The following is a 21,716-nucleotide window of genomic DNA, read 5'->3' as shown; positions in this document are numbered from 1 at the left end:
TATCAGGCTGAAAAAATTCTCTCTCACGCCAAAACATCTTCGGCGTTGTAAGGTTAAGCCTCACGGTTCATTAGTACCGGTTAGCTCAACGCATCGCTGCGCTTACACACCCGGCCTATCAACGTCGTCGTCTTCAACGTTCCTTCAGGACCCTTTAAGGGTCAGGGAGAACTCATCTCGGGGCAAGTTTCGTGCTTAGATGCTTTCAGCACTTATCTCTTCCGCATTTAGCTACCGGGCAGTGCCATTGGCATGACAACCCGAACACCAGTGATGCGTCCACTCCGGTCCTCTCGTACTAGGAGCAGCCCCCCTCAGTTCTCCAGCGCCCACGGCAGATAGGGACCGAACTGTCTCACGACGTTCTAAACCCAGCTCGCGTACCACTTTAAATGGCGAACAGCCATACCCTTGGGACCTACTTCAGCCCCAGGATGTGATGAGCCGACATCGAGGTGCCAAACACCGCCGTCGATATGAACTCTTGGGCGGTATCAGCCTGTTATCCCCGGAGTACCTTTTATCCGTTGAGCGATGGCCCTTCCATTCAGAACCACCGGATCACTATGACCTGCTTTCGCACCTGCTCGCGCCGTCACGCTCGCAGTCAAGCCAGCTTATGCCATTGCACTAACCTCCTGATGTCCGACCAGGATTAGCTGACCTTCGTGCTCCTCCGTTACGCTTTAGGAGGAGACCGCCCCAGTCAAACTACCCACCAGACACTGTCCGCAACCCGGTTTACGGGTCCACGTTAGAACATCAAACATTAAAGGGTGGTATTTCAAGGTTGGCTCCACGCAGACTGGCGTCCACGCTTCAAAGCCTCCCACCTATCCTACACATCAAGGCTCAATGTTCAGTGTCAAGCTATAGTAAAGGTTCACGGGGTCTTTCCGTCTTGCCGCGGGTACACTGCATCTTCACAGCGAGTTCAATTTCACTGAGTCTCGGGTGGAGACAGCCTGGCCATCATTACGCCATTCGTGCAGGTCGGAACTTACCCGACAAGGAATTTCGCTACCTTAGGACCGTTATAGTTACGGCCGCCGTTTACCGGGGCTTCGATCAAGAGCTTCTCCTTACGGATAACCCCATCAATTAACCTTCCGGCACCGGGCAGGCGTCACACCGTATACGTCCACTTTCGTGTTTGCACAGTGCTGTGTTTTTAATAAACAGTTGCAGCCAGCTGGTATCTTCGACTGATTTCAGCTCCACGAGCAAGTCGCTTCACCTACCATCAGCGTGCCTTCTCCCGAAGTTACGGCACCATTTTGCCTAGTTCCTTCACCCGAGTTCTCTCAAGCGCCTTGGTATTCTCTACCTGACCACCTGTGTCGGTTTGGGGTACGATTTCGTGTTACCTGGAGCTTAGAGGCTTTTCCTGGAAGCAGGGCATTTGTTGCTTCAGCACCGTGGTGCCTCGTCATCACGCCTCAGTGTTAAAGCGCTCCGGATTTGCCTGGAGCACACACCTTCACGCTTAAACCGGGACAACCGTCGCCCGGCCAACATAGCCTTCTCCGTCCCCCCTTCGCAGTAACACCAAGTACAGGAATATTAACCTGTTTCCCATCGACTACGCCTTTCGGCCTCGCCTTAGGGGTCGACTCACCCTGCCCCGATTAACGTTGGACAGGAACCCTTGGTCTTCCGGCGAGCGGGCTTTTCACCCGCTTTATCGTTACTTATGTCAGCATTCGCACTTCTGATACCTCCAGCAACCCTCACAGGCCACCTTCAACGGCTTACAGAACGCTCCCCTACCCAACAACACATAAGCGTCGCTGCCGCAGCTTCGGTGCATGGTTTAGCCCCGTTACATCTTCCGCGCAGGCCGACTCGACCAGTGAGCTATTACGCTTTCTTTAAATGATGGCTGCTTCTAAGCCAACATCCTGGCTGTCTGGGCCTTCCCACATCGTTTCCCACTTAACCATGACTTTGGGACCTTAGCTGGCGGTCTGGGTTGTTTCCCTCTTCACGACGGACGTTAGCACCCGCCGTGTGTCTCCCGTGATAACATTCTCCGGTATTCGTAGTTTGCATCGGGTTGGTAAGCCGGGATGGCCCCCTAGCCGAAACAGTGCTCTACCCCCGGAGATGAATTCACGAGGCGCTACCTAAATAGCTTTCGGGGAGAACCAGCTATCTCCCGGTTTGATTGGCCTTTCACCCCCAGCCACAGGTCATCCGCTAATTTTTCAACATTAGTCGGTTCGGTCCTCCAGTTAGTGTTACCCAACCTTCAACCTGCCCATGGCTAGATCACCGGGTTTCGGGTCTATACCCTGCAACTTAACGCCCAGTTAAGACTCGGTTTCCCTTCGGCTCCCCTATTCGGTTAACCTTGCTACAGAATATAAGTCGCTGACCCATTATACAAAAGGTACGCAGTCACACCCCGAAGGGTGCTCCCACTGCTTGTACGTACACGGTTTCAGGTTCTTTTTCACTCCCCTCGCCGGGGTTCTTTTCGCCTTTCCCTCACGGTACTGGTTCACTATCGGTCAGTCAGGAGTATTTAGCCTTGGAGGATGGTCCCCCCATATTCAGACAGGATACCACGTGTCCCGCCCTACTCATCGAGCTCACAGCCTGTGCGTTTTCGTGTACGGGGCTGTCACCCTGTATCGCGCGACTTTCCAGACGCTTCCACTAACACACAAGCTGATTCAGGCTCTGGGCTCCTCCCCGTTCGCTCGCCGCTACTGGGGGAATCTCGGTTGATTTCTTTTCCTCGGGGTACTTAGATGTTTCAGTTCCCCCGGTTCGCTTCACAGCACTATGGATTCATGCTGTGATGATGCACCGTAGTGCACCGGGTTTCCCCATTCGGACATCGCCGGGTCAAGGGTTCATATCACCTCGCCGGCGCTTTTCGCAGATTAGCACGTCCTTCATCGCCTCTGACTGCCAGGGCATCCACCGTGTACGCTTAGTCGCTTAACCTCACAACCCGAAGATGTTTCTTCCGATTCATCATCGCGTTGCAAAAATTTGAGAGACTCACGAACAACTTGCGTTGTTCAGTGTTTCAATTTTCAGCTTGATCCAGATTTTTAAAGAGCATATATCTCAAACATGACTCGTGAGTCAGTTTTGAGATACATCGGCAGGTGACTTTCACTCACAAACCAGCAAGTGGCGTCCCCTAGGGGATTCGAACCCCTGTTACCGCCGTGAAAGGGCGGTGTCCTGGGCCTCTAGACGAAGGGGACACATAGTCTGCTTCGCAAGACGCCTTGCTTTTTACTTTTCATCAGACAATCTGTGTGAGCACTTCAGGAGATGGTTCTTTAAGGTAAGGAGGTGATCCAACCGCAGGTTCCCCTACGGTTACCTTGTTACGACTTCACCCCAGTCATGAATCACAAAGTGGTAAGCGCCCTCCCGAAGGTTAAGCTACCTACTTCTTTTGCAACCCACTCCCATGGTGTGACGGGCGGTGTGTACAAGGCCCGGGAACGTATTCACCGTGACATTCTGATTCACGATTACTAGCGATTCCGACTTCATGGAGTCGAGTTGCAGACTCCAATCCGGACTACGACGCACTTTATGAGGTCCGCTTGCTCTCGCGAGGTCGCTTCTCTTTGTATGCGCCATTGTAGCACGTGTGTAGCCCTGGTCGTAAGGGCCATGATGACTTGACGTCATCCCCACCTTCCTCCAGTTTATCACTGGCAGTCTCCTTTGAGTTCCCGGCCTAACCGCTGGCAACAAAGGATAAGGGTTGCGCTCGTTGCGGGACTTAACCCAACATTTCACAACACGAGCTGACGACAGCCATGCAGCACCTGTCTCACAGTTCCCGAAGGCACCCCGGCATCTCTGCCAGGTTCTGTGGATGTCAAGACCAGGTAAGGTTCTTCGCGTTGCATCGAATTAAACCACATGCTCCACCGCTTGTGCGGGCCCCCGTCAATTCATTTGAGTTTTAACCTTGCGGCCGTACTCCCCAGGCGGTCGATTTAACGCGTTAGCTCCGGAAGCCACGCCTCAAGGGCACAACCTCCAAATCGACATCGTTTACGGCGTGGACTACCAGGGTATCTAATCCTGTTTGCTCCCCACGCTTTCGCACCTGAGCGTCAGTCTTCGTCCAGGAGGCCGCCTTCGCCACCGGTATTCCTCCAGATCTCTACGCATTTCACCGCTACACCTGGAATTCTACCTCCCTCTACGAGACTCCAGCCTGCCAGTTTCGAATGCAGTTCCCAGGTTGAGCCCGGGGATTTCACATCCGACTTGACAGACCGCCTGCGTGCGCTTTACGCCCAGTAATTCCGATTAACGCTTGCACCCTCCGTATTACCGCGGCTGCTGGCACGGAGTTAGCCGGTGCTTCTTCTGCGGGTAACGTCAATCAGCACGGTTATTAACCGGACTGCCTTCCTCCCCGCTGAAAGTGCTTTACAACCCGAAGGCCTTCTTCACACACGCGGCATGGCTGCATCAGGCTTGCGCCCATTGTGCAATATTCCCCACTGCTGCCTCCCGTAGGAGTCTGGACCGTGTCTCAGTTCCAGTGTGGCTGGTCATCCTCTCAGACCAGCTAGGGATCGTCGCCTAGGTGGGCCATTACCCCGCCTACTAGCTAATCCCATCTGGGCACATCTGATGGCAAGAGGCCCGAAGGTCCCCCTCTTTGGTCTTGCGACGTTATGCGGTATTAGCTACCGTTTCCAGTAGTTATCCCCCTCCATCAGGCAGTTTCCCAGACATTACTCACCCGTCCGCCACTCGTCACCCGAGAGCAAGCTCTCTGTGCTACCGTTCGACTTGCATGTGTTAGGCCTGCCGCCAGCGTTCAATCTGAGCCATGATCAAACTCTTCAATTTAAAGTTTGATGCTCATCGAATTAAACTTCGTAATGAATTACGTGTTCACCCGTGAGACTTGGTATTCATTTTTTGTCCGGAGACATCAAGAATCCAGTCACCTGAGTGCCCACACAGATTGTCTGATAAATTGTTAAAGAGCAGTTGCGACGCGGCTTTCAGCGCTTCGTCGCGAGGTGGCGTATATTACGCTTTCCTCTTTCAGAGTCAACCCTGAATTTCAGGATTTTTTCTCTTTCGTTACCCGACTATCTCGTGAAGTGATTCACGTTGTCGTGTCAACGGAGGCGCATTATAGGGATCCCAATTTTAAGCACAAGCCTTTTTGCGATCTTTTTTTCTGACTGCTGTTTTTTCATTCTTTTTGCTGCGATCCCGTACGATCTGCGCACTTAATGACGCGTAAAAGGCTTGCAGAAGGCCTTTCTAACGATCAAAGTCTCTATCTCAGCCCGTTTTTGATGAGGTAGCTATGTCAATTGTTTTACGTCCTTATAAGGATCTCTTCCCTAAAATCGGCTTGCGGGTCATGGTTGATAGCAGCAGCGTGGTAATTGGTGATGTCAGAATTGCCGATGATGTAGGCATCTGGCCGCTGGTCGTCATTCGCGGTGATGTGAACTATGTAGAGATCGGTGCCCGCAGCAATATTCAGGACGGTAGCGTTCTGCATGTTACACATAAATCTTCTTATAACCCCGAGGGAAACCCACTCATCATCGGCGAGGATGTCACCGTTGGGCATAAAGTGATGCTACACGGGTGCTCCATTGGCGATCGCGTGCTGGTTGGAATGGGCTCTATTTTGCTGGATGGCGCGGTTATTGACGACGACGTCATGATCGGCGCAGGCAGCCTGGTGCCGCAAAACAAGCGGCTGGAGAGCGGATACTTGTATCTGGGAAGCCCGGTAAAACAGATCCGCCCCCTGAAGAAAGCGGAAATAGAAGGATTAAAGTACTCGGCGAACAACTATGTGAAATGGAAAGATGAGTATCTGGATCAGGATAACCAGACAATACCCTGATCATCTTCCTTCTGTTGGCGGATCAACTGTTCCGCCTCTTCCTCCAGATCCCAGCGATAGTCACGAAACGTCGCCAGAAACTGCTCCGGCGTTTCAACGCCGAAACGTTGCTTTAGGGCATCACCTTTAATGCCGCATATCATCTGCATTCCATTAACCAGTGCCGGAAAGCAGACAGCCTGCATTGAGGGATCCCACTCTTCGCGATCCGGAAACTGGATAGCCTGATTCATTTCGCCAGCTCCTGCTTCAGCGTCTGAATGACTGGTTCAACATCCGGCAACACGCCGTGCCACAGCAATACCGCATGTGCAGCCTGCCCCACCAGCATACCCAAACCATCTGCGCACTGTTTTGCACCCAAGTTTATACTCCAGTCCAGAAACGGTGTGTTCCCTTTTTGGTAGAACATGTCGTAGCAGTAAAGCCTGGCATGAACGAGCGACGACGGTAATGCCGGGATATCCCCACCAATCCCGCTGGAAGTTGCATTGATGATCAGATCGAATTCATGCTCCTGAAGATCATCCATTTGCACGGCAACGACGCTACCGGTATGAGCAAAAAGCTTCGCCAGCTCTTCCGCCCGTGAAAATGTTCTGTTAGTAATCGTTATCGCACAATCCAGTGATAATAGAGGAAGTAATACGCCACGCGCCGCACCTCCCGCGCCAACCAACAGGATACGAAATCCCGGGCGGATAAAGCCCAGCCGTTGTAAATCGCTGAGCAGACCTATGCCATCGGTGTTATCTCCCACCAAACGCCCATCATCAAGGCGCTTTAATGTATTTACTGCACCAGCCAGCGCTGCACGTTCTGTCAGTTCATCGGCTCGGGCAAATGCCTCTTCTTTAAAGGGAACCGTAACGTTTGCGCCTTTACCACCAGCAGCAAAGAAGGCATCCAGCGTATTCACAAAGTCATTTATTGGCGCAAGCACGCGCCCATAGGGATGGTCGATGCCAAGCTGAAGAGCAAACTGTTGATGGATAAAGGGCGACTTACTATGAGCAATAGGGTTACCGAAGACTGCGTAGGATTCCATACTATTATCCCTGGCGAAAAAGTTCGCCGGTGAGGGCATCACGAATTTCCGAAGGGTTCTGCCGGCCACCCGTTGGCGCATCAATCACCGGAAAGTCGGCACCAAATTGTTCGATAACCTCTTGCGCTGTTCTGCAAGGCGGCAGCCCGGATAAATTGGCACTTGTTGAAACCAGCGGTTTACCGTAAGCCGTGCAAAGTGCAATGACCATAGGATGATCGGTGACACGTACAGCCAGCGAGTCAAAACGCCCGGTTAACCAGCGCGGTGTGGTTGGTTTTGCCGGAAACACAAAGGTTACCGGGCCAGGCCAGCATTTGAAGACGGCCTTGCGTTGTTCGTCCGTCAGCATACTGTCATCAATATAGGGTTTCAGTTGATCAAAGTTGGCAGCAATCAGGATTAAGCCTTTATCAACCGGACGCTGCTTCAGTTCAAGCAGACGATAGACGGCAGTTTCACTGTCCGGGTCGCAACCGACACCAAAAACAGCTTCAGTTGGATAAGCGATGACTTCTTCTTTATTCAGAACCCCGATCGCCGAAGCGACAGGATCTGTTGGCAGGTTATTCTTCACGAGTTTGTTCCGCCGTTACCGGCTGTCCACATTGTTTACTGGCGCAGAAGCGTTTTACACCTTGCGCGGTTTTCTTTTCGATAAGCAGCGGGTAGTGGCATGCAGGACATTCACCCGCCACCGGCTTGAAATTGATAACGAACTGACAATCAGGGTAGCGATCGCAGGAATAGAAGGTTTTGCCGTATCGGGAACGGCGCTGCACCAGATGACCGCTCTGACACTGCGGGCAGGTAATGGCGGTATCGTCAGGCTTATCAATCAGCTCGGTATGTTCACACTCCGGATACTGACTACAACCGATAAACATACCAAAACGCCCTTGCCGTAATACCATCGGTGCACCGCAATCCGGACACAGATGCCCATCCAGAACTTTAACAATATGTCCATCCGCCTGGCTCTTCAGGGGACGAACATAATCGCATTCCGGATAATGGGAACATCCGAGAAACGGGCCGTGTTTCCCGGAACGGATAACAAGTTCAGCCCCGCATTGTGGGCAGGGCTCGTTGTTGCGCACCGAAAACAGTGCTGATTTGGCCATAACGACTCTTGAAGCTGCAAAAATGATTAGTGCAGCATACCTTCATTCACTTCAAAGAGTAATTCTTCCATTTGCTGGTATGCGTTTTCACACCCTGGAATATTGAAGAGTACCATCAGGATGACCCATTTAAGGTCTTCCAGGTCGAACTCTGCCGTATCCAGCGCCAGCACACGTTCTATCACCATTTCTCGGGTTTCGAGGTTTAGCACCTGAATCTGCTCAAGGAACAACAAAAATCCCCGGCAACTGGCATCCAGCCTTTCGCACTCTTCAGCCGTATAGATACGCACGGAGAGTGGATCAGAAGCAAGCTGCATCGGTTCGGCGAGGCCTTCCTGATAATCAGCCAGCTTTTCCAGCCACAAAAGAGCGTTGTAGATATCTTCACGATCAAATCCGGCGTCGGTAAGATCCCGTTCCAGTTTGTCTTGATCCACACGCATTTCAGCTTCGTTATGGATGTAAGTCTCAAACAAGTACATTAGTACGTCGAACATGGCTTGCCCTCCTCAATCGGACATAGCCGCCGGGTACAGCTGCGATCCATCCTGCTAACTCCAGTTCAAGCAATTGAGCGGCTGTGACTGGCACAGGTTGGCCGGCACGTTCAGCGACGACGTCAACAGGTGTTACCTCATCTCCTACGTTAGCCAGGAGCTCAGGAAATGGCAATGCCACCTCTTCTTGATCTGAAGAATAAAATGAATTTCCACCTGGTTCAGGTAGCCAGCTTAGCCCATATTGCAAACTTTCGAGGATCTCATCGGCAGATGTCACCAAAGTTGCCCCTTGTTTGATCAACCAATGCGGCCCCTCGCTACCGGGACTACCAATTGGGCCGGGCAGCGCAAAAACCTCACGGCCTTGTTCAAGCGCACTTCGGGCGGTAACGAGCGATCCGCTGCGTAACGCGGCTTCAACAACCAGCACACCACGACTAAGGCCGCTGATAACGCGATTTCGTCGAGGAAAATGTTCCCGTTTGGGATGCGCCGCAAGGGGAAATTCGGAAACCAGTGCACCACCGCAATCAATAAGCTGGCTGGCAAGCGCTGAGTGTCGCCGGGGATAGAGGCTAAACAGGCCATTTCCCAACACAGCCACGCTTTTGCCTCCAACATTCAACGCGGCCCGGTGAGCAACACTGTCGATCCCCAGAGCCATACCGCTGGTAATGGTGAAACCACTTCGGGCAAGCGCTTCGCAAAACAGACGTCCCCAGCGCTCTCCATACCAGGAATGGGCACGGCTGCCAACAACTGCCAGTTGTTGAGTTTTTAGCGCTGAGACTTCGCCCTTCACCAAAATGGCACCCGGATAATCAGCAATAGCGCGCAGAGGTTCGGGATACGCCGCATCACTGGCGCTGATGAGATGATGGTTTGCCTGACTCAGCCAGTCCAGGCTCCTCTCCAGTTCCTGCGCCGACAAAGAGAAAAAACGCCTGACCTGCGCTGTTGTCAGCCCGAAATGCTCTAGTTCTTCAGGCGTTGCTCCCTTGCTTTGCTCCAGCCATTGCGCTGTACGTAACCATTTATCGCCGCACAGGTCTCCGACCTGTAGTAAACGTAATTCTATCTCTGTGGGTGTCATCCGTTTCCCCTGCCACAAGCCGTCCTGGCAATCCTTGCGATTGGTCACCGATGCTGTCAATCAGTGGGGGTTTTGTCTAGAATAGAGATAATATTCTCACCAACTCCTGAACACGACTCTGGATATTTATGGCAGTTTTGCATGTGTTACATATTCCGGACGAGCGTCTTCGCAAAGTCGCCGAGCCGGTAAAAGAAGTAAATGCGGACATTCAACGTATTGTGGATGATATGTTTGAAACCATGTACGCAGAAGAAGGTATTGGTCTTGCGGCAACGCAGGTTGATATCCATCAGCGCATTATCGTGATTGACGTTTCTGAAAATCGCGATGAACAACTGGTACTGATTAACCCGGAACTGCTGGAAAAAAGCGGTGAAACAGGCATCGAAGAAGGCTGTCTGTCAATTCCGGAACAACGTGCATTAGTACCGCGCGCTGAAAAAGTGAAAATTCGGGCGCTGGATCGTGACGGAAAAACATTCGAACTGGAAGCTGATGGGCTACTGGCTATCTGTATTCAGCACGAGATGGATCATCTGGTAGGTAAACTGTTCATTGATTACCTGTCGCCGATGAAACGTCAGCGCATTCGCCAGAAAGTTGAAAAACTGGATCGCATGAACGCTCGCGCTTAAGCGCAGGCAAAAAGGGATAAACGTGTCAGATTCTCTACGTATTATTTTCGCCGGCACACCTGACTTCGCAGCGCGTCATCTTGACGCGCTGTTGTCTTCTGAGCATAAGGTCGTTGGGGTTTTCACCCAGCCCGATCGTCCCGCCGGCCGCGGTAAAAAACTAATGCCTAGCCCGGTGAAAGTGCTGGCAGAAGAAAAAGGCTTGCCGGTGTTTCAGCCAGCATCTCTGCGCCAACAGGAAAATCAGCAACTGATTGCCGACCTTAACGCCGATGTCATGGTCGTAGTGGCATATGGTTTGATTCTTCCCAAAGCCGTTCTGGATATGCCGCGCAAGGGCTGCATAAACGTGCATGGTTCTCTGCTGCCGCGCTGGCGCGGCGCGGCGCCGATCCAGCGCTCATTATGGGCTGGCGATGAGGAAACCGGCGTCACTATTATGCAAATGGATGTGGGGCTCGATACTGGCGATATGCTATATAAGCTTTCATGCCCTATTACCGCACAAGACACCAGTGCCACGCTGTATGCGAAATTAGCGGAACTTGGCCCGCAGGGGCTGCTTGCGACACTGCAACAGCTTGCTCAGGGCAACGCGCAACCACAGGTGCAGGACGAAGCGCTGGTCACTTACGCAGAGAAACTGAGCAAAGAAGAGGCGCGTATTGACTGGTCGCTCAGCGCCGCGCAGTTGGAACGCTGCATCCGTGCTTTCAACCCGTGGCCAATGAGCTGGTTCATGATTGATGAGCAGCCGGTGAAAATATGGCAAGCCTCGGTGATTCCTTCTGCTACCCGTGCTGAGCCGGGTACGGTTCTGGATGCTTCAAAAGCGGGTATTCAGGTTGCCACCGTTGATGGAATACTGAATCTTGAGTCGCTACAGCCGGCAGGTAAAAAAGCCATGAGCGCGCAGGACCTCCTGAACTCGCGGCGTGAGTGGTTTGTCCCCGGCAACCGCCTGGCGTGATACGCATTTCCTGGCCCGGTTTTGCCGGGCATTTTTATGTTTGTGGTTATGAAAAAACAGAATAATTTACGCAGTATGGCTGCGCAGGCCATCGAGCAGGTGATAGAACAAGGGCAATCGCTCAGCAATATCCTGCCGCCGCTTCAACAGAAAGTCTCTGACAAAGATAAGGCACTGCTCCAGGAGTTGTGCTTCGGTGTTTTACGTGTGCTGCCGCAACTCGACTGGCTGATCAATAAGCTAATGTCGCGTCCGATGACCGGGAAGCAACGCACGGTACACTATCTGATCATGGTCGGGTTTTATCAGCTTCTACATACCCGAATTCCTGCGCATGCAGCGCTGGCAGAAACGGTAGAAGGTGCGGTTGCTATCAAACGACCGCAACTTAAGGGGCTGATTAATGGCGTGTTGCGTCAGTTTCAGCGTCAGCAAGAGGAGTTACTGGCGGAATTCGCCAGCAGCGATAACCGCTATCTGTTTCCGGCATGGCTGCTAAAACGAGTACAAAAAGCTTATCCGCAGCAATGGCAGCAGGTTATCGAGGCCAGTAATCAACGCCCACCAATGTGGCTGCGCGTGAACCGCCAACACCATACCCGTGACGCCTGGCTGGCATTACTGGAAGAACATGGTTTGCAAGGATTGACTCATGCGGATTACCCGGATGCCGTGCGTCTGGTAGCGGCAGCTCCCGTTACTGCGCTTCCTGGATTTGCAGAAGGCTGGGTCACGGTGCAGGATGCGTCAGCCCAGGGTTGTGTTTACTTCCTCGCTCCGCAAAATGGCGAACGCATTCTCGATCTTTGTGCTGCACCAGGCGGCAAAACAACACATATTCTTGAGGCGGCGCCGGAAGCCAGCGTTCTGGCCGTGGATGTTGACGAACAACGCTTATCCCGCGTTTACGACAACCTGAAACGTCTGGGTATGAAAGCGCAGGTCAAACAGGGAGACGGTCGTTTCCCGTCACAGTGGTGTGGTGATGAAGTCTTTGACCGTATTCTGGTAGATGCTCCTTGCTCTGCGACAGGGGTTATTCGTCGACACCCGGACATCAAGTGGCTGCGTCGCGATCGCGATATCCCTGAGCTGGTACACTTACAGTCAGAAATTCTGGATGCTATCTGGCCTCATCTAAAATCTGGCGGCACGCTGGTATACGCAACCTGTTCGATCCTGCCGGAAGAGAACAGCCAGCAGGTTGCAGCTTTCCTTAAGCGTACGCCAGATGCGCAGCTTAGCTTGACCGGTACGCCGGAACAGCCAGGGTTGCAGAAATTGCCGGGAGCGGAAGAAGGCGACGGTTTCTTTTACGCTAAGATAATCAAACAGTGATGAGAACAACGGGTCACAGCAGATGAAAATAATTATTCTGGGTGCAGGGCAGGTTGGCGGCACGCTGGCGGAAAACCTGGTCGGTGAGAATAACGACATTACCGTTGTCGATACCAATGGCGACCGTCTGCGCAGCCTGCAGGACAAGTTTGATCTGCGCGTTGTGCAGGGGCATGGATCGCATCCACGAGTATTACGTGAAGCCGGCGCAGATGATGCCGATATGCTGGTCGCTGTGACAAGTTCAGATGAAACCAATATGGTTGCCTGTCAGGTTGCTTACTCGCTGTTTAATACGCCGAACCGCATTGCACGTATTCGTTCGCCAGACTATGTGCGCGATGCCGATAAACTGTTCCACTCAGAAGCTGTACCGATCGACCATTTAATTGCACCGGAACAGTTGGTTATCGATAGTATCTATCGACTAATCGAGTATCCGGGAGCACTGCAAGTAGTGAATTTCGCCGAGGGGAAAGTCAGTCTTGCCGTAGTTAAAGCCTATTACGGTGGGCCGCTCGTTGGTAATGCATTATCGACGATGCGAGAACATATGCCGCATATTGATACCCGCGTTGCGGCCATATTTCGCCACGACCGCCCTATTCGACCGCAAGGTTCCACCATTGTAGAGGCCGGAGACGAGGTGTTCTTTATTGCCGCATCGCAGCATATTCGCGCAGTAATGAGCGAACTGCAGCGCCTGGAAAAACCGTACAAACGCATCATGCTGGTTGGCGGCGGGAATATAGGCGCAGGTCTGGCACGCCAACTGGAGAAAGATTACAGCGTCAAATTGATCGAACGCGATCAGCAGCGTGCCGCAGAACTGGCAGAAAAACTACAAAACACCATCGTTTTCTATGGGGATGCGTCGGATCAAGAATTGCTGGCCGAAGAACACATCGATCAAGTTGATCTGTTTATTGCCGTCACCAATGATGACGAAGCGAATATTATGTCGGCAATGCTGGCCAAACGTATGGGAGCGAAAAAGGTCATGGTGCTGATCCAGCGCCGCGCTTACGTCGATCTGGTACAGGGCAGCGTAATTGATATTGCGATTTCACCGCAGCAGGCAACTATCTCCGCACTGCTTAGCCACGTACGCAAAGCCGATATTGTCGGTGTATCTTCATTGCGTCGTGGCGTTGCCGAGGCGATCGAAGCTGTCGCGCACGGTGATGAAACGACTTCTCGCGTGGTGGGTCGTGTTATTGATGAGATTAAACTCCCACCCGGAACGATTATTGGCGCGGTAGTACGTGGCAACGATGTGATGATTGCTAATGATAATTTGCGTATTGAGCAGGGCGACCATGTAATTATGTTCTTAACCGATAAAAAATATATTACGGATGTTGAAAGACTCTTCCAGCCAAGCCCTTTCTTCCTTTAATCATCAAAGGATGCGAATATCCGCATCCTTTTTTAATCCCTGTATTAACAAGGGATTAAAAAGTCTGGTTAGTTTTCTCTGCAAATGGAAATTGAACAGTAATTTGTTAAACTTATCCAGACAGCCTGCCCATGGAGAAGGATATGAGTATTTTGAAAGAGTTCCGCGAGTTCGCAATGCGCGGCAATGTAGTGGATTTGGCCGTTGGTGTGATCATCGGTGCAGCATTCGGTAAAATCGTATCTTCACTGGTAGCCGATATCATTATGCCGCCACTTGGATTATTAATTGGCGGAATTGATTTCAAACAGTTTGCATTAACGTTGCGAGATGCACAGGGCGATGTGCCCGCTGTCGTAATGCATTACGGCGTGTTTATCCAGAATGTATTTGATTTTATCATCGTTGCTTTTGCCATCTTCCTTGCGATCAAGGTAATTAATAAACTGAAACGCAATCAGGAAGAAGAGCCTAAAGCCCCGCCGGCACCAAGCAAAGAAGAAGTCTTGCTGAGCGAAATCCGCGACCTGCTGAAAGAGCAGAATAACCGTAATTAATTAAGCAGAAACCAGAAGGCCAGTGGTAAATAAGCGATATGCTTGCTTGCCACTGGCCTCCTTATAGCCCCGGTTTGCATGTTTTTCTTTTCGCAGATAACTCCCTTTCCCTTTCTTATTTTTCTCAATACGCTGTCTGAACAGTGGATCATGCAACAATGCCTCGATGGCATTATCATTAATCTGCCCTTTGGTATGTTGATAGCGGCTCATAACTTCTCCAGTTTGTATATTAAAACGGCCGAAGTGTAGATCTCTGCGCAGAGAAGATCAACATGTCGACGAATCAGTCTTACCACTCGCGCCCTGTTCCAGCTCTTCCAGAATGGAACAATAGACGCTGCTGTGCGCGGTACCACAACAGGCATCGTTCAGTTTCTGCAGGGAACGCCGCATCGTCTGGAGTTCATCAATACGTGCCTCCACTTCAGCCAGACGGGTCTGCACAATACTCTTCGACTCCTGGCATGTATGATGTTCAGGATCAATTCGAATCGACAGTAATTCGCGTATCGCTTCTAACGTAAATCCTAACTGGCGCGCATGGCGGATAAATTTTAGACGTTGCAAATCCCGATCCGAATAAAGACGAAAACCGCCTTCCGTCCGTATTTCATGATCCATCATTTGTTGTTTTTCGTAGTAGCGGATGGTATCTGGCGTCACTTCAGCTAGTTTTGCAATTTCACCAATGCGGTACATAGGCTACTCCTCATTCAACTTTTGCAGCAGTTTTGTGGCGTAATCACCACGCAGAAAATCAGTACTTAAACCTGCCTGGCGCAATTTGAGCTCAAGTAAAGATAAGCGACGTTGCAACTCTCGATGCTGTGGATGATTTTCCTGCACGCCATTTAACAAATCAGCCAGCGCGATCGCTTCTCTACGATATTCAAGCTCTGGCGGTAGACAGCCGGCATTCTTTAATAAACGGTATCCAGCTCGAAGCTCCGGAGGAACATGAGAATCATCATCCAGAGTGAGCGGCTCGCCGCTGCCGGGAAGGCTGTCGAATTCACCTTTATTTTGGGCGTCAAGAATATGCCGTTCTGCCCACTGATCAAGCAACCACATAATGGGTCTCCAGGGATGAGCAAGAAAGATAAGAACATTGTAGGAAAGTGATAATGCTCAGGATATAAAAAAACCCGCCGAAGCGGGTCTTTTTACGTTACTACAGATTACTCTGCAGCAGCTTCTGCTTTCGGCTCGGCGCGATCAACCAGCTCGATGTAAGCCATCGGAGCATTGTCACCAGCACGGAAGCCACACTTCAGAATGCGAGTGTAACCACCGGCACGGCTCGCGAAACGCGGGCCCAGCTCGTTAAACAGTTTTGCCACGATCTCGTTATCACGAGTACGGGCGAATGCCAGACGACGATTAGCAACGCTATCAGTCTTGGCAAGAGTAATCAGCGGCTCAACTACGCGACGCAGCTCTTTCGCTTTCGGCAGAGTCGTCTTGATGATCTCATGACGAACCAGAGAACCTGCCATGTTACGGAACATGGCCTGGCGATGGCTGCTGTTGCGGTTCAGTTGACGACCACTCTTACGATGGCGCATGACCTTATCCTTCTCAGTAAAACCTTAACCTGTGATCCGGTTACTCGTCAGCAATGCTTGCCGGCGGCCAGTTTTCCAGGCGCATGCCCAGAGACAGACCACGTGAGGCCAGCACGTCTTTAATCTCAGTAAGAGATTTTTTACCCAGGTTCGGCGTTTTCAGCAACTCAACCTCGGTACGCTGTACCAGATCACCGATATAGTGGATAGCTTCTGCCTTGAGGCAGTTAGCAGAGCGGACAGTCAATTCCAGATCGTCAACAGGGCGCAGCAGGATCGGATCGAATTCTGGTTTCTCTTCTTTAACTTCCGGCTGACGTACATCACGTAAATCAACGAAAGCTTCCAGTTGTTCTGCCAGGATGGTTGCCGCACGACGAATCGCCTCTTCAGGATCGATTGTGCCATTGGTTTCCATTTCGATGACCAGCTTGTCCAGGTCGGTGCGCTGTTCAACACGTGCTGCTTCAACATTGTAGGCAATTCGCTCTACAGGGCTGTAGCACGCATCAACCAGTAAACGGCCGATCGGGCGCTCATCTTCTTCCGAATGAATTCGGGCAGACGCCGGCACATAACCACGACCGCGCTGAACTTTGATACGCATATTGATAGATGCGTTTTCATCGGTCAGGTGGCAGATCACATGCTGCGGCTTGACGATTTCGACATCACCGTCGTGGGTAATGTCGGCTGCGGTCACAGGGCCAATGCCAGATTTATTCAGAGTAAGAATAACATCATCTTTACCCTGAACTCTCACCGCCAGCCCTTTCAGGTTGAGCAGGATTTCAAGGATATCTTCCTGAACGCCTTCTTTGGTGCTGTACTCATGAAGTACACCATCAATCTCAACCTCAGTCACCGCGCAACCCGGCATCGATGAGAGCAGAATACGGCGCAGTGCGTTACCCAGAGTATGGCCAAAGCCACGCTCTAAAGGCTCAAGGGTCACCTTGGCGTGCGTCGAACTCACTTGCTCGATATCTACCAGGCGCGGTTTTAGAAACTCTGTCACAGAACCCTGCATTGTGTCCTCTCTTTGGTACTAAGCTTTACTTGGAGTAAAGCTCGACGATCAGGTGTTCGTTAATGTCCGCAGACAGATCAGAACGCTCCGGCTTACGCTTGAACGTACCTTCCATCTTGCCAGCATCAACTTCCAGCCAGGTTGGCTTTTCACGCTGCTCAGCCAGCTCCAGAGCGGCTTTCACGCGAGACTGCTTTTTCGCTTTCTCACGAATGCTAACCACGTCATTCGGACTAACCTGATAAGAAGCGATGTTAACAACACGACCGTTTACCATGATTGCTTTGTGGCTAACCAGCTGACGTGCTTCTGCACGAGTGGCGCCAAAGCCCATACGGTATACAACGTTGTCCAGACGACCTTCCAGCAGACCCAGCAGGTTTTCACCAGTGTTGCCTTTCAGACGTGCTGCTTCTTTGTAGTAGTTACGGAACTGACGCTCCAGCACACCGTAGATACGGCGAACTTTTTGCTTTTCACGCAACTGCACACCATAGTCAGACAGACGCGGTTTACGCGCACCGTGCTGGCCAGGAGCTTGTTCAATTTTACACTTGGTATCGATCGCGCGAACGCCAGACTTAAGGAACAGGTCTGTGCCCTCACGACGGCTCAGCTTGAGCTTAGGACCCAAATATCTTGCCATTTTCTTTCTCCAACAATCCTAGAAAACGAGCGCGTTATACGCGACGTTTTTTCGGCGGACGACAACCGTTGTGAGGGATCGGAGTCACATCAGTAATATTAGTGATGCGGAAACCAGCGGCGTTCAGAGCACGAATAGTAGATTCGCGACCCGGACCCGGTCCCTTAACCATAACTTCCAGATTCTTGATGCCGTATTCTTTTACGGCTTCAGCGCAACGCTCTGCTGCAACCTGAGCTGCAAACGGAGTGGATTTGCGAGAACCACGGAAACCGGAACCACCGGCTGTTGCCCAACCCAGCGCGTTACCCTGACGATCAGTAATAGTAACGATGGTGTTGTTGAAAGAAGCATGGATATGAGCCACGCCGTCAGAGACTTGTTTTCTTACACGTTTACGTGCACGAATTGGTGCCTTTGCCATTATTCAATCACCCCGATTATTTCTTGATCGGTTTGCGCGGACCCTTACGGGTACGTGCGTTGGTCTTGGTACGCTGACCGCGAACCGGGAGACCACGACGATGACGCAAACCGCGATAGCAACCAAGATCCATCAGGCGCTTGATGCTCATGCTAATTTCACGGCGCAGATCACCTTCAACGACAAATTTGGCAACTTCGTCACGCAGCGTGTCGATTTGTTCTTCAGACAGCTCACTGATCTTAACATTTTCAGCGATGCCCGCAGCCGCCAGAATGGCCTGGGAGCGGGTTTTACCGACGCCATAGATCGAAGTTAATGCGATCACAGCATGTTTCTGATCAGGAATGTTAATGCCTGCTATACGGGCCACTATGCACTCCTATAATTTTACTTGTACGTACCATGCTGAAAAGCCCGTTTTCAGGATACTCAAATGGAAACGTACAGACATACAAAAGATTGGCTGGCTAATCTAGCCAGCTCAACCCAACTTTGCAAGAAAAATATGCGAAATAATCAGCCTTGGCGCTGTTTATGCTTCGGCTCGGCACTGCAAATCACACGGATGACGCCATCACGTTTAACGATTTTGCAGTTACGGCATAATTTCTTGACGGAAGCACGAACTTTCATTTTTACTCTCCGTAACTTCTCGGGCGACCATTAACGACCGTAGCCTTTCAGGTTCGCCTTCTTCAATGCAGACTCATATTGACTGGACATCATCAGAGTTTGCACTTGAGCCATAAAGTCCATAATCACGACAACAACGATAAGCAGAGAAGTCCCACCGAAGTAGAACGGCACTTTCATTGCATCACGCATGAACTCCGGGATCAGGCAGATAAAAGTAATATACAACGCACCAACCAGAGTCAGACGAGTCATTACTTTATCGATATACTTCGCCGTTTGCTCTCCCGGACGAATTCCTGGTACGAATGCACCAGACTTCTTCAGGTTATCTGCTGTTTCACGCGGGTTGAAAACCAACGCCGTGTAGAAGAAACAGAAGAAGATGATTGCAGACGCATAGAGTAACACATAAAGCGGTTGCCCAGGCTGCAAATACAGCGAAATTGTTGTCAGCCAGTTCCAACCAGTACCGCCCCCGAACCATGATGCAATAGTCGCAGGGAACAGAATAATACTGGAAGCAAAAATAGCCGGGATTACCCCTGCCATATTTACTTTCAGCGGCAAATGTGTGCTCTGAGCAGCATAGACACGACGACCTTGCTGACGTTTCGCGTAGTTTACCACAATGCGGCGTTGACCACGCTCAACGAAAACAACAAAGAACGTCACTGCGAATACTAATACTGCAACCAACAGCAACAGAAGGAAGTGCAGGTCGCCTTGACGCGCTTGCTCGATAGTATGGGCAATGGCTGGCGGAAGACCCGCCACAATACCGGCGAAAATAATGATCGAGATACCGTTACCGATACCACGTTCAGTAATTTGTTCGCCGAGCCACATCAGGAACATAGTTCCTGTAACCAGACTTACAACAGCGGTGAAGTAGAATGCAAAGCCCGGATTCATTACCAGGCCCTGCATTCCGGGCATATTCGGCAAACCGGTAGCAATACCGATCGACTGGAATATAGCCAACACCAGGGTACCGTAGCGGGTGTACTGGCTAATCTTACGACGACCAGATTCCCCTTCTTTCTTTAACTCCGCCAGGGCCGGGTGAACGACCGTTAGCAGTTGGATAATAATGGACGCCGAAATATACGGCATAATACCCAGAGCAAAGATAGAAGCACGGCTGAGAGCACCACCAGAGAACATGTTAAACATTTCAATGATGGTGCCTCGCTGTTGTTCAAGCAGTTTGGCAAGTACAGCGGCATCAATACCAGGGATCGGAATAAAAGAGCCAATACGGAACACAATCAGCGCACCGATAACAAACAGCAGTCTGCGTTTCAGTTCGCCAATTCCACCTTTGGCACTTTGGAAATCTAACCCCGGTTGTTTAGCCATCTGCTACTTATTCCTCAATTTTACCGCCAGCAGCTTCGATAGCAGCACGAGCGCCTTTAGTAACACGCAGGCCACGAACAGTTACCGGACGAGCTACTTCACCAGCCAGGATCACTTTCGCGAACTCGATCTGGATGCCGATAATGTTAGCTGCTTTCAGCGTGTTCAGGTCTACTACGTCGCCTTCTACTTTCGCCAGATCGGACAGACGAATCTCTGCCGTGATCATTGCTTTACGAGAAGTGAAACCGAATTTCGGCAGACGACGATACAGTGGCATCTGGCCACCCTCGAAACCGCGACGTACGCCACCGCCAGAACGAGATTTCTGACCTTTGTGACCACGACCACCGGTTTTACCGAGGCCAGAACCGATACCACGACCCAGGCGTTTACCCGCCTTTTTGGAGCCTTCGGCCGGAGACAGAGTATTTAAACGCATCTCTTACTCCTCAACTTTAACCATGAAGGAAACCGCGTTGACCATACCACGAACCGCAGGAGTATCCTCACGTTCTACAGTATGACCAATACGACGCAGACCCAGGCCAAGCAGCGTTGCCTTGTGTTTCGGCAGACGACCGATTGCACTGCGGGTTTGAGTGATTTTAATAGTCTTTGCCATGGTCAATTACCCCAGAATTTCTTCAACGGATTTACCACGCTTGGCAGCGACCATTTCCGGAGATTTCATATTTTCCAGGCCATCAATAGTTGCACGAACCACGTTGATCGGGTTGGTGGAACCATATGCTTTAGCCAGAACGTTATGAACCCCAGCGACTTCCAGAACGGCGCGCATTGCACCACCGGCAATAATACCGGTACCTTCGGAAGCCGGCTGCATGAATACACGAGAACCCGTGTGAGTACCCTTAACCGGGTGCTGCAGGGTGCCGTGGTTCAGCGCGACGTTAATCATATTGCGACGGGCTTTTTCCATCGCTTTCTGGATCGCTGCCGGAACTTCGCGGGCTTTACCGTAACCAAAACCAACGCGACCGTTACCATCACCAACAACAGTCAGAGCTGTGAAGGAGAAAATACGACCACCTTTAACGGTTTTAGATACGCGGTTTACCGCGATCAGCTTTTCCTGCAGTTCGCCAGCTTGTTTTTCGATGTGAGCCATCTTACACCTCTACCTTAGAACTGAAGGCCAGCTTCACGGGCAGCATCTGCCAGTGCCTGGACGCGACCATGATATTGGAACCCGGAACGGTCAAAGGACACATCTTTAATGCCTTTTTCCAGAGCGCGTTCAGCTACAGCTTTACCCACAGCTGCGGCCGCGTCTTTGTTACCGGTGTACTTCAGTTGTTCAGCGATAGCTTTTTCTACAGTAGAAGCAGCTACCAGAACTTCAGAACCATTCGATGCGATTACCTGGGCGTAAATATGACGCGGGGTACGATGTACCACCAGGCGTGTCGCACCAAGCTCTTTGAGCTTGCGGCGTGCGCGGGTCGCACGACGGATACGAGCAGATTTCTTATCCATAGTGT

The 21,716-nt window shown here is 51.3% G+C and carries 26 protein-coding genes, 1 tRNA gene and 2 rRNA genes; 6 read left to right on the top strand and 23 right to left on the bottom strand.

Annotated features, from left to right (window positions below):
• Positions 1-49 precede the first annotated feature (49 nt).
• From Y71_RS02290 to Y71_RS02280, 3 genes are all read right to left on the bottom strand, one after another.
• Positions 50-2,955: ribosomal RNA gene (locus Y71_RS02290) — 23S ribosomal RNA — on the bottom strand.
• A 193-nt stretch (positions 2,956-3,148) separates the two neighbouring features.
• Positions 3,149-3,224: transfer RNA gene (locus Y71_RS02285), tRNA-Glu, on the bottom strand.
• Positions 3,225-3,308: 84 nt separating this feature from the next.
• Positions 3,309-4,848: ribosomal RNA gene (locus Y71_RS02280) — 16S ribosomal RNA — on the bottom strand.
• Together the 16S and 23S rRNA genes with 1 tRNA gene alongside form the textbook arrangement of a ribosomal RNA operon.
• A 472-nt stretch (positions 4,849-5,320) precedes the next feature.
• On the opposite strand from Y71_RS02280, the gene Y71_RS02275 reads away from it, so the two are divergent.
• Positions 5,321-5,875 carry a gamma carbonic anhydrase family protein gene (locus tag Y71_RS02275; RefSeq protein ID WP_007369840.1) on the top strand — a complete coding sequence of 185 codons (555 nt, stop codon included), beginning with the start codon at positions 5,321-5,323 and terminating at the stop codon, positions 5,873-5,875.
• Here Y71_RS02275 and Y71_RS02270 read toward each other — a convergent pair.
• The 6 genes from Y71_RS02270 to dprA are packed head-to-tail and all read right to left on the bottom strand — an operon-like array spanning position 5,851 to position 9,643.
• Entirely contained in the window at positions 5,851-6,108 is a 258-nt protein-coding gene (locus tag Y71_RS02270; RefSeq protein WP_007369839.1) for a DUF1488 family protein, read from the bottom strand. The genes Y71_RS02275 and Y71_RS02270 overlap by 25 nt on opposite strands.
• Entirely contained in the window at positions 6,105-6,923 is an 819-nt protein-coding gene (gene aroE, locus Y71_RS02265; protein ID WP_007369838.1) for a shikimate dehydrogenase, read from the bottom strand. The genes Y71_RS02270 and aroE overlap by 4 nt, the downstream gene beginning before the upstream one ends.
• 4 nt (positions 6,924-6,927) lie before the next feature.
• Positions 6,928-7,500 carry an L-threonylcarbamoyladenylate synthase type 1 TsaC gene (gene tsaC / locus Y71_RS02260; RefSeq protein WP_007369837.1) on the bottom strand — a complete coding sequence of 191 codons (573 nt, stop codon included), beginning with the start codon at positions 7,498-7,500 and terminating at the stop codon, positions 6,928-6,930.
• Positions 7,490-8,047 (bottom strand): DNA topoisomerase family protein, encoded by a 558-nt coding sequence (locus tag Y71_RS02255; protein ID WP_007369836.1) that lies wholly within the window; start codon positions 8,045-8,047, stop codon positions 7,490-7,492. Before Y71_RS02255 ends, tsaC begins: the two co-directional genes overlap by 11 nt.
• A gap of 26 nt (positions 8,048-8,073) precedes the next feature.
• On the bottom strand, positions 8,074-8,547 hold the full coding sequence (gene smg / locus Y71_RS02250; RefSeq protein WP_007369835.1) for a DUF494 family protein Smg: 474 nt from the start codon (positions 8,545-8,547) through the stop codon (positions 8,074-8,076).
• Positions 8,519-9,643, bottom strand: coding sequence for a DNA-protecting protein DprA (dprA, locus tag Y71_RS02245; protein WP_007369834.1), 1,125 nt, complete (start codon positions 9,641-9,643; stop codon positions 8,519-8,521). Before dprA ends, smg begins: the two co-directional genes overlap by 29 nt.
• Before the next feature lie 128 nt (positions 9,644-9,771).
• Between dprA and def the strand changes: the two genes are divergently transcribed.
• The 5 genes from def (at position 9,772) to mscL (ending at position 14,545) form a co-directional block, all read left to right on the top strand.
• The gene (def, locus tag Y71_RS02240) at positions 9,772-10,281 is read left to right on the top strand and encodes a peptide deformylase (protein WP_007369833.1); all 510 of its coding nucleotides are present in this window, start codon (positions 9,772-9,774) and stop codon (positions 10,279-10,281) included.
• Between the two features lie 22 nt (positions 10,282-10,303).
• Complete coding sequence (fmt, locus tag Y71_RS02235) at positions 10,304-11,251, top strand: methionyl-tRNA formyltransferase (protein WP_007369832.1); 948 nt, start codon at positions 10,304-10,306, stop codon at positions 11,249-11,251.
• Positions 11,252-11,299: 48 nt separating this feature from the next.
• A complete protein-coding gene (gene rsmB, locus Y71_RS02230) occupies positions 11,300-12,589 on the top strand; it encodes a 16S rRNA (cytosine(967)-C(5))-methyltransferase RsmB (protein WP_007369831.1) in 1,290 nt (429 codons plus the stop codon).
• Positions 12,590-12,611: 22 nt separating this feature from the next.
• On the top strand, positions 12,612-13,988 hold the full coding sequence (trkA, locus tag Y71_RS02225) for a Trk system potassium transporter TrkA (RefSeq protein ID WP_007369830.1): 1,377 nt from the start codon (positions 12,612-12,614) through the stop codon (positions 13,986-13,988).
• Between the two features lie 143 nt (positions 13,989-14,131).
• Positions 14,132-14,545, top strand: a complete 414-nt coding sequence (gene mscL / locus Y71_RS02220) for a large-conductance mechanosensitive channel protein MscL (protein WP_035890470.1) — start codon at positions 14,132-14,134, stop codon at positions 14,543-14,545.
• Here mscL and Y71_RS02215 read toward each other — a convergent pair whose 3' ends face one another.
• From Y71_RS02215 to rplR, 14 genes are all read right to left on the bottom strand, one after another.
• Positions 14,546-14,758, bottom strand: a complete 213-nt coding sequence (locus Y71_RS02215; protein ID WP_007369828.1) for an alternative ribosome-rescue factor A — start codon at positions 14,756-14,758, stop codon at positions 14,546-14,548.
• Between the two features lie 57 nt (positions 14,759-14,815).
• Positions 14,816-15,247, bottom strand: a complete 432-nt coding sequence (gene zntR, locus Y71_RS02210) for a Zn(2+)-responsive transcriptional regulator (protein ID WP_007369827.1) — start codon at positions 15,245-15,247, stop codon at positions 14,816-14,818.
• Positions 15,248-15,250: 3 nt separating this feature from the next.
• Entirely contained in the window at positions 15,251-15,619 is a 369-nt protein-coding gene (locus Y71_RS02205) for a DnaJ family domain-containing protein (protein WP_007369826.1), read from the bottom strand.
• A gap of 107 nt (positions 15,620-15,726) precedes the next feature.
• Positions 15,727-16,113, bottom strand: coding sequence for a 50S ribosomal protein L17 (gene rplQ / locus Y71_RS02200; RefSeq protein WP_002919206.1), 387 nt, complete (start codon positions 16,111-16,113; stop codon positions 15,727-15,729).
• 40 nt (positions 16,114-16,153) lie between these two features.
• On the bottom strand, positions 16,154-17,143 hold the full coding sequence (locus tag Y71_RS02195) for a DNA-directed RNA polymerase subunit alpha (protein ID WP_007369825.1): 990 nt from the start codon (positions 17,141-17,143) through the stop codon (positions 16,154-16,156).
• A gap of 25 nt (positions 17,144-17,168) precedes the next feature.
• Positions 17,169-17,789 carry a 30S ribosomal protein S4 gene (gene rpsD, locus Y71_RS02190; RefSeq protein ID WP_003031138.1) on the bottom strand — a complete coding sequence of 207 codons (621 nt, stop codon included), beginning with the start codon at positions 17,787-17,789 and terminating at the stop codon, positions 17,169-17,171.
• Between the two features lie 34 nt (positions 17,790-17,823).
• A complete protein-coding gene (gene rpsK, locus Y71_RS02185; protein ID WP_002919257.1) occupies positions 17,824-18,213 on the bottom strand; it encodes a 30S ribosomal protein S11 in 390 nt (129 codons plus the stop codon).
• Positions 18,214-18,229: 16 nt separating this feature from the next.
• Positions 18,230-18,586: a 30S ribosomal protein S13 gene (gene rpsM / locus Y71_RS02180; protein WP_007369824.1), complete on the bottom strand. Its 357-nt coding sequence runs from the start codon at positions 18,584-18,586 to the stop codon at positions 18,230-18,232.
• Positions 18,587-18,732: 146 nt separating this feature from the next.
• Positions 18,733-18,849, bottom strand: coding sequence for a 50S ribosomal protein L36 (gene rpmJ, locus Y71_RS02175; protein ID WP_000868187.1), 117 nt, complete (start codon positions 18,847-18,849; stop codon positions 18,733-18,735).
• 30 nt (positions 18,850-18,879) lie between these two features.
• On the bottom strand, positions 18,880-20,211 hold the full coding sequence (gene secY / locus Y71_RS02170; RefSeq protein ID WP_007369823.1) for a preprotein translocase subunit SecY: 1,332 nt from the start codon (positions 20,209-20,211) through the stop codon (positions 18,880-18,882).
• A gap of 7 nt (positions 20,212-20,218) precedes the next feature.
• Positions 20,219-20,653 (bottom strand): 50S ribosomal protein L15, encoded by a 435-nt coding sequence (gene rplO / locus Y71_RS02165; protein ID WP_007369822.1) that lies wholly within the window; start codon positions 20,651-20,653, stop codon positions 20,219-20,221.
• A gap of 3 nt (positions 20,654-20,656) precedes the next feature.
• Complete coding sequence (rpmD, locus tag Y71_RS02160) at positions 20,657-20,836, bottom strand: 50S ribosomal protein L30 (RefSeq protein ID WP_001140434.1); 180 nt, start codon at positions 20,834-20,836, stop codon at positions 20,657-20,659.
• A gap of 6 nt (positions 20,837-20,842) precedes the next feature.
• Positions 20,843-21,343, bottom strand: a complete 501-nt coding sequence (gene rpsE, locus Y71_RS02155) for a 30S ribosomal protein S5 (protein WP_007369821.1) — start codon at positions 21,341-21,343, stop codon at positions 20,843-20,845.
• Between the two features lie 14 nt (positions 21,344-21,357).
• Positions 21,358-21,711, bottom strand: a complete 354-nt coding sequence (gene rplR, locus Y71_RS02150; RefSeq protein WP_007369820.1) for a 50S ribosomal protein L18 — start codon at positions 21,709-21,711, stop codon at positions 21,358-21,360.
• Positions 21,712-21,716: the final 5 nt, after the last annotated feature.

The organism is Kosakonia radicincitans DSM 16656, assembly GCF_000280495.2.
Taxonomy (GTDB): Bacteria; Pseudomonadota; Gammaproteobacteria; order Enterobacterales; family Enterobacteriaceae; genus Kosakonia; species Kosakonia radicincitans.
The sequence above is the reverse complement of the archived record's forward strand: the minus strand, read 5'-3'. Positions and strand labels throughout refer to the sequence as shown.

What these genes read in the sequence shown, in the direction of transcription:
- Y71_RS02275 (WP_007369840.1), top strand. Translation starts at nt 5,321, where the DNA reads ATGTCAATTGTTTTACGTCCTTATAAGGATCTCTTCCCTAAAATCGGC.
- Y71_RS02270 (WP_007369839.1), bottom strand. Translation starts at nt 6,108, where the DNA reads ATGAATCAGGCTATCCAGTTTCCGGATCGCGAAGAGTGGGATCCCTCA.
- aroE (WP_007369838.1), bottom strand. Translation starts at nt 6,923, where the DNA reads ATGGAATCCTACGCAGTCTTCGGTAACCCTATTGCTCATAGTAAGTCG.
- Y71_RS02255 (WP_007369836.1), bottom strand. Translation starts at nt 8,047, where the DNA reads ATGGCCAAATCAGCACTGTTTTCGGTGCGCAACAACGAGCCCTGCCCA.
- smg (WP_007369835.1), bottom strand. Translation starts at nt 8,547, where the DNA reads ATGTTCGACGTACTAATGTACTTGTTTGAGACTTACATCCATAACGAA.
- dprA (WP_007369834.1), bottom strand. Translation starts at nt 9,643, where the DNA reads ATGACACCCACAGAGATAGAATTACGTTTACTACAGGTCGGAGACCTG.
- def (WP_007369833.1), top strand. Translation starts at nt 9,772, where the DNA reads ATGGCAGTTTTGCATGTGTTACATATTCCGGACGAGCGTCTTCGCAAA.
- rsmB (WP_007369831.1), top strand. Translation starts at nt 11,300, where the DNA reads ATGAAAAAACAGAATAATTTACGCAGTATGGCTGCGCAGGCCATCGAG.
- trkA (WP_007369830.1), top strand. Translation starts at nt 12,612, where the DNA reads ATGAAAATAATTATTCTGGGTGCAGGGCAGGTTGGCGGCACGCTGGCG.
- mscL (WP_035890470.1), top strand. Translation starts at nt 14,132, where the DNA reads ATGAGTATTTTGAAAGAGTTCCGCGAGTTCGCAATGCGCGGCAATGTA.
- Y71_RS02215 (WP_007369828.1), bottom strand. Translation starts at nt 14,758, where the DNA reads ATGAGCCGCTATCAACATACCAAAGGGCAGATTAATGATAATGCCATC.
- zntR (WP_007369827.1), bottom strand. Translation starts at nt 15,247, where the DNA reads ATGTACCGCATTGGTGAAATTGCAAAACTAGCTGAAGTGACGCCAGAT.
- Y71_RS02205 (WP_007369826.1), bottom strand. Translation starts at nt 15,619, where the DNA reads ATGTGGTTGCTTGATCAGTGGGCAGAACGGCATATTCTTGACGCCCAA.
- rplQ (WP_002919206.1), bottom strand. Translation starts at nt 16,113, where the DNA reads ATGCGCCATCGTAAGAGTGGTCGTCAACTGAACCGCAACAGCAGCCAT.
- Y71_RS02195 (WP_007369825.1), bottom strand. Translation starts at nt 17,143, where the DNA reads ATGCAGGGTTCTGTGACAGAGTTTCTAAAACCGCGCCTGGTAGATATC.
- rpsD (WP_003031138.1), bottom strand. Translation starts at nt 17,789, where the DNA reads ATGGCAAGATATTTGGGTCCTAAGCTCAAGCTGAGCCGTCGTGAGGGC.
- rpsK (WP_002919257.1), bottom strand. Translation starts at nt 18,213, where the DNA reads ATGGCAAAGGCACCAATTCGTGCACGTAAACGTGTAAGAAAACAAGTC.
- rpmJ (WP_000868187.1), bottom strand. Translation starts at nt 18,849, where the DNA reads ATGAAAGTTCGTGCTTCCGTCAAGAAATTATGCCGTAACTGCAAAATC.
- secY (WP_007369823.1), bottom strand. Translation starts at nt 20,211, where the DNA reads ATGGCTAAACAACCGGGGTTAGATTTCCAAAGTGCCAAAGGTGGAATT.
- rplO (WP_007369822.1), bottom strand. Translation starts at nt 20,653, where the DNA reads ATGCGTTTAAATACTCTGTCTCCGGCCGAAGGCTCCAAAAAGGCGGGT.
- rpmD (WP_001140434.1), bottom strand. Translation starts at nt 20,836, where the DNA reads ATGGCAAAGACTATTAAAATCACTCAAACCCGCAGTGCAATCGGTCGT.
- rpsE (WP_007369821.1), bottom strand. Translation starts at nt 21,343, where the DNA reads ATGGCTCACATCGAAAAACAAGCTGGCGAACTGCAGGAAAAGCTGATC.
- rplR (WP_007369820.1), bottom strand. Translation starts at nt 21,711, where the DNA reads ATGGATAAGAAATCTGCTCGTATCCGTCGTGCGACCCGCGCACGCCGC.